Genomic DNA, 6239 nt, shown 5'->3' with positions numbered 1-6239 from the left:
GGGGGGGGGGGGGGGGGGGAGAGGGGGGGGGGGATGAAGCCATGCGGCCGCGCGGTGGTTCCGGCGTAGGGCGGAGGGGCGTCGGAGGGGGAGGGCTCGGGAGGCGCGGGCAGCGGAGCCTGCGGTGCGTCGACGGCCGGGGTGCGGGTGTCCGGCCGGCGGATGTCGTGCGGGTCCGGCGGCGCGGCCGGGCGGAGGGCCTGGTCTTCCGAGCCGGGCAGGTGGCCGGGGGCGGGGCCGCGGCCGGGGCCGGGGCCGGTTCTGCGGGTCGGGGCGGAAGGCTGCGGGGGTGCGGCCCGCCGGATCGGGCTGGGCTCGTAGGCGTAATCGGGTCCCGCCGGGCCGTGGGCCTCTTCCGGCCTCGCCGGGCTGTACACCTTCTCCGGTCCCGCCGGGCTGTACACCTTCTCCGGTCCCGCCGGGCTGTACACCTTCTCCGGTCCCGCCGGGCTGTACACCTTCTCCGGTCCCGCCGGGCTGTAGGCGTCGTCCGGTCCTGCCGGGCTGTCGACCTTCTCGGGTCCCGCCGGGCCGTAGGCGTTCTCCGGCCCCGCCGGGCGGTGGGCGGCCTCCGTCGCCGCGGGGGTGCGGGTGTCCGGCCGCGTGCGGTCCCGCGCCTCCCCCGGCCTCGGCGGACCGTACCCCCGCGTCGCCACCGCGGGGTCCTGTAGCTGGTGCGCCACCTCCGGGGGTTCCACCGGGGCGTGCCCCGCTGACGGTTCCGCGGGGCCGTCCGTCACCCCCGGCCACGCGGGGCCGGAGCGCTCCCCGGGCCCCGGCGGTCCGTAGGCGTCCCGCGGGTCCTCCGAAGAGACCGAAGGGCCCGAAGGAACTGAAGAGACCGGGGACGCCGGGGGCGCGGAAGGGCGCCCCGATCCCTGGTGGGCCTGGAGCGGCACGACGGGGCCCCGCGTCCCGGGTTCGGTGAGGCCGAGGATGCCCGGGCTGCCGGGCGGCGTCCGCCAGGCGAGGGGGAGCGGCCCGGTCGGCTCCGCCGTGGCCGCTCCGGTCCGGTGTCCGCCGGGGGCCCCGGACCTGAGGTGCCCCGTCGTGGTCCCGGTCCGCTGGTGTGCCGTGATGACCTCGGCCCGGTCGGGGGCCGCCGTGGCCGGGGCGTTCCCGTCGTGTGCCGTGGTCGCGCCGGGACCCGTGGCGGGGTGCCCGCCCGTCCGCCGCGGGGCGCCGTCCCTCAGTTCCGCCATGCCGCCGTGCCCTCTCCCCCGATGGGAAACCGTGCCGTTCCGACACGGAGGGAGAATAGAGCGACACGTACGGTGGCGAGAGGGTTGCGGGCGGAGCACCCCCCGATAGTGTCTGGATCCCGTACAAGGTCCCCCCGAACCCGTACAGTTTCGCCTTCTCCCGGACGTCGCGCGGACCTGCCGTGGTACCGGCCGGTCCCGGGGCGTTCCGGGCGTGGAGGGGATCGGCCCGGCGGCCGAGGTCTCCCTCGCTCGCCCCTCGCCCCTCGCCCCTCACTCCCCGCGCCCGGCGCCCGTCGGCGCGGTCCGGCGCACGGCGTGCGGCCTGGGGCTGCGGCGGTCACCCCGTGGTGGGGCCGTGGTGGAGGCGGGCGCGGGGGCGCCGGGCCCCCGGTGGGGCCGCGTTCCGGGAAGGCGCCGGGGGAGCGGCGGAAGAACGGCGGAAGAAGGGGCGGGAAAATCCCGCGGATCGCTGAACACCGCCCGGCCCCGTCCCGTACTCCCGGGTGCCACCACCGCGGAGGCCGAGGAAGGGCCGGTCCGCTCTCGCCGAGGAGCTGCCGGTCGCCCCGCGCGCAGGTGTGACCGGGCCCGGCCGTGACCGTTCGGCCGGGCCCGGACCCCCTCTCGGTACCCCTCCCACGTGCGCGGACGGTCTGCCTCCGGCGACCGGCGGGGCGCGGCCGTCGCCTATGGTGACCCCCGGGGCCGCGCGCCCGGCCCCGGCACCCGTCCGCGTCACCGGCGAAGGAGACCGATCACCCATGCCCGGCAGCGGCAGCCACCCCCGGGGAGCGGCTGTCACCCGTAACACGCTGCGGCAGCAGATCGCCGAGGCGCTCCGTGACGAGGTGCTGGCCGGCCGGCTGCCCGCCGGGCGGCACGTGGCCGTCAAGGAGATCGCCGAGCAGTACGGGGTCTCCGCGACGCCGGTGCGGGAGGCGCTGGTCGATCTGGCCGCGCAGGGCCTGGTCGACCTGGAGCACCACCGGGGCTTCCAGGTGCACCGGTTCACCCCGGACGACTTCCGCGCCATGGTCGAGGCCCGCACGCTGATCGTGGACGGCATCTTCCGCTCCCCGGCCGGCGAGCCGCACGGCCTCACCCCGGAGGCCCTCGGTTCGCTGCGGCGCCGGGCCGACGAGGCCGTGCGCGCCTCCCGGGCGGGGGAACTGGATGTCGTCATCGGGCACGACCTGCGCTTCTGGCGGGAGATGGGGCGGCTCGTCGCCAACCCGTACATCGGCGACATGCTGGACCGGGTGCGGGTACAGGGCTGGGCCTTCACGGTGCCGTATCTCCGCCGTGAGCGGGAACTGCGGAACCGGCTGTGGTGCGGCCACGGCGATCTCGCGGACGCGGTCGCCGCCGGTGACGAGGAGACCGCCCGGCGCATCGTCACCGACCACAACGACCAGGCGCTGCGCCTTCTCGACCGTTTCACGACCCTCGACGGCCGACCATGACCACCGCGCTCATCCGTGGTGCGGGGCCGGCCCGTGGTTCCCTCCGGATCCGTCGCGCGGGGAACCCGTTCGGGCCGGGGAGGGTCCTTCTTCCGTGACGTCCCGCCGCGCCGCCGTTCCCCCGCCCCGGCCCGGGGGCCGTTCCCCCGTCGAACTCTCCGTGGTCATCCCCGCCTACAACGAGGAGGCACGGCTGCGGGACGGCGTCGCGGAGGTCTGCCGCTACCTGCGCGCGGGCGGCGACCGCTGGGAGCGGTGGGAGGTGATCGTCGTGGACGACGGCTCCACCGACACGACCGCCGCGCTCGCCGCGCGGGCCGCCGCCGACGAACCCCGCGTCCGGCTGATCCGCACCGGTGTCAACCGGGGCAAGGGCCACGCCGTGCGGCGGGGCGTGCTGGCCTCCCGGGGCCGGCGGGTGCTCTTCTGCGACGCCGACGGCGCCACCCCGATCGAGGAACTCGCCCGGCTCGCCGACCGCCTGGACGAGGGGTACGCCGCGGCGATCGGCTCGCGCGCCGGCCCCGCCGCCCGGATCGAGGTACGCCAGCACCCCGTGCGTGAACTCCTGGGCAAGGCCGGCAACCGGCTGATCCAGGTGCTGGCCGTGCCGGGCGTCCGGGACACCCAGTGCGGCTTCAAGCTCTTCGACGGGGACAAGGCGCGTGCCGCTTTCGCCCTGGCCCGCACCGACGGCTGGGGTTTCGACGTGGAGATCCTGCGTCACTTCCGCGCCCGCGGCTGGCCCGTGGCCGAGGTGCCGGTGCGCTGGGCCCACCGGGCGGGGTCCAAGGTGGGCCCGCTGGACTACGCCCGGGTCGTCGCCGAGGTCGTCGCGGTGCGGATACGGACCACGGGCCGGGCGCCGGGCGTTCCCGGCCCGCGCCGATCCCGCGATCCGGAGGAACCGGCCGGTTCCGCGGGCCCGGACGTTCCGGATGTTCCGGACGGGCGGGAGGGAACGGAAAGCCCGGCGGATCCGGAGACCCCGGCCGGGCAGCGGAGTACGACGCGGGAGAACGGCCGATGAGCGAGACGGCAGGCACGGCACGGGTTGCGCGGACGGAGCGGACTGCGCAGACGGAGCGGACGGAGCGGACGGCAGGGGCGGCAGGGGCGGCAGGGGCGGAAGCCACGTCGGGCCCGGAGGAGGTCACGCCGGGCACGGCGGACATGACGGGAACGGCGGACACGGCGCCGCCCGCCGGTGCGTCACCGGAGGCCCGCGCGGCGGAGCGGCCGGACGGGAGCGCGATATCCGGCCGGGACACCGGGCCCGGGGCCGCCCCCACGCCGGAGGAGGACGGCACCACCGCTCCGGCCCCAGCCCCGCCCCCCGACGCTGCCGCGAAAGCGAACGCGAACGCGAACACCACTACGACCACGACCACGGCCACGCGTGCGGCTCCGCCCCCGTCCACGGCGGGGAGTCCCCTCCCGCAGGCACCCCCGGAAGCCCTCCCGACGCAGCCCCCTGCCGATCCCGCCCTGGCCGATCCCGCCCCGGCCGATCCCGCCCCGGCCCGTCCCGCCCCGGCCGATCCCGGTCCCGCCCCCCGCCCGGCCCGCCGTCTCGCCGCACTCCGTCCCGGCCGCGCCTCGCTCGCCGTCGCCGCCGGGTATCTCCTGGTCTCGGTCCTCCTCTACGCGGGCCTCTGGGCCGACCCCGGCCGGCGCTATCTCGTCGACAGCATGCGCGACCAGAACCAGTGGGAGTGGTTCTTCGCGATCACCGCGCACCATGTGCTGAACGGGGAGAATCCGCTCTTCACGACGGTGCAGAACGTTCCGCTCGGGGTGAACCTCATGGCGAACACCGCCATGTTCGGCCTCTCCGTGCCCCTCGCCCCGCTCACCGCGGCCCTGGGCCCGACGGTCTCGCTGGGCGCGGTCCTCACCGTCGGCCTGGCCGCCACCGCCACCGCCTGGTACCGGCTGATCCGGTGTCATCTCACCGGTGACCGGGCCGCCGCTGTCCTCGGCGGAGCCGTCGCCGCGTTCGCCCCGCCGATGGTCTCCCACGGCAACGGGCACCCCAATCTCGCCGTGCTGTTCGTCATCCCGCTGATCATCGATCGGGCGCTGCGGCTGACCACCGGCCGCCGGGTGGTGCGGGACGGCGTCGTGCTGGGGCTGCTGACGGCCTGGCAGGTCTTCCTCGGCGAGGAGGCGCTGCTGCTCGCCGCCAGTGGGATGCTGGTCTTCGCCCTCGTGTACGCCTGCGTCCGCCCGGGCGTCGCGCGCCGGGCGGCCGGGCCGCTGCTGCGCGGGCTGGCGATCGGCGCGGCCGTCTGCCTGCCGCTGGTGGCGTACCCGCTGTACTGGCAGTTCTTCGGCGAGCAGAGCTACGGCGCCATCGCGCACGGCCCGACCGGCAACCCGCTGCGCGCGCTGACCGCCTTCTCCGATCACTCCCTCGCCGGTGACACGCCCACCGCCGACGCGCTCTCCCTCAACCCCACCGAACGCAACGCCTTCTACGGCTGGCCGCTGCTCCTCCTCGCCACCGTCGCCACCGTGCGCCTGTGGCGCCGCCCGGCCGTCAAGGCGCTGGCCGCCACGGGGCTGGTGGGGGCCGTGCTCTCGCTCGGCCCGGACGTCTCGCTGTCCGGCGCCGAGGGGGCCACCACCGTTCCCGGCCCCTGGCGGTTCCTCGACGGGTTGCCGCTCTTCGAATCGGTGATCGAGTCCCGCTACGCGATGCTCTGCGGCCCGGTGATCGGGATGGTGCTGGCGCTCGCCTGGGCCGCCGTGGCGCGACGGGCCGGCCACGCGCGCCGGTCGGCACCGCTCCCCGCCGACCGGGACCGCCGCCACCGGGCCCTGCTCATCCGGGTCGCCGGGGCCGTGCTGATCGGCGCCGCGCTGCTGCCAGCGGCGCCCGCGCCACTGGAGACGGTGGACCGGCCGCCGGTGCCCACCCTCGTCGCCAACGGCAACTGGCGCGTGTACGTGGAGCCGGGCAGTTCGCTCGTCCCCGTCCCGCTGCCCTCGCCCGGGGAGGCCGACCCGCTGCACTGGCAGATCGCGGCCGATTTCGCCTTCCCGATGCCCGGGGGTTACTTCGTCGGCCCCGCCGGGCCGGCACTCCCCGGTGAGCCCGCCCCGCCCGGCATCTACGGCGCCGTCCCCCGGCCGACCGCCGAACTGCTGCGCGAGGTGCGCTACAGCGGTGAGGTGCCCGGGATCGGCCCGGAGCAGCGGCTGGCCGCCGCCGAGGACCTGGCCTACTGGCGGGCCGGCGCCCTGGTGTTGCAGCGGCAGCCCAACGACGGGGCGTTGCGCGCCACGGTCGAGCTGCTGCTCGGGGAGAAGCCGCAAAGGGTCGGGGACGCCTGGGTCTGGGATGTGGGCTGAGCGGGCAGAATCCGCGGGGAACCCCTGAGGGGGCCCCGGGGAGCCCGGGAGCATCCGCCGGGGTGGCTCCGGCGCCCCTGGGGATCCGTGGGATTTCCGGGCAAGTCCGGCGGGCGGGGAACGCGTGGGGGACGCGCGAACCTCCCGGCCCCCGTGGGGCGGTCCACGCGGCTCCCCACTCCCATTAATCTGATCCGACCATCGTGCCGCCCGG

Annotated in this window: 3 protein-coding genes; all 3 read left to right on the top strand. The window is 76.8% G+C overall.

Annotated elements, in window-relative coordinates; all coding sequences use genetic code 11:
- Window positions 1–1966 precede the first annotated feature (1966 nt).
- Window positions 1967–2668 (top strand): GntR family transcriptional regulator, encoded by a 702-nt coding sequence (locus HCK00_RS24475; RefSeq protein WP_168104198.1) that lies wholly within the window; start codon window positions 1967–1969, stop codon window positions 2666–2668.
- 94 nt (window positions 2669–2762) lie between these two features.
- The gene (locus tag HCK00_RS24470; RefSeq protein WP_168104197.1) at window positions 2763–3698 is read left to right on the top strand and encodes a dolichyl-phosphate beta-glucosyltransferase; all 936 of its coding nucleotides are present in this window, start codon (window positions 2763–2765) and stop codon (window positions 3696–3698) included.
- On the top strand, window positions 3695–6025 hold the full coding sequence (locus tag HCK00_RS24465; RefSeq protein ID WP_168104196.1) for a glycosyltransferase family 2 protein: 2331 nt from the start codon (window positions 3695–3697) through the stop codon (window positions 6023–6025). Before HCK00_RS24470 ends, HCK00_RS24465 begins: the two co-directional genes overlap by 4 nt.
- Window positions 6026–6239 lie beyond the last annotated feature (214 nt).

The sequence above is a fragment of the Streptomyces zingiberis genome, from assembly GCF_012034935.1.
Taxonomy (GTDB): Bacteria; Actinomycetota; Actinomycetes; order Streptomycetales; family Streptomycetaceae; genus Streptomyces; species Streptomyces zingiberis.
This window is presented reverse-complemented; position numbering and strand designations above follow the sequence as displayed.

Coding starts and splice junctions, on each gene's coding strand:
- HCK00_RS24475 (WP_168104198.1), top strand. CDS start 1,967: ATGCCCGGCAGCGGCAGCCACCCCCGGGGAGCGGCTGTCACCCGTAAC.
- HCK00_RS24465 (WP_168104196.1), top strand. CDS start 3,695: ATGAGCGAGACGGCAGGCACGGCACGGGTTGCGCGGACGGAGCGGACT.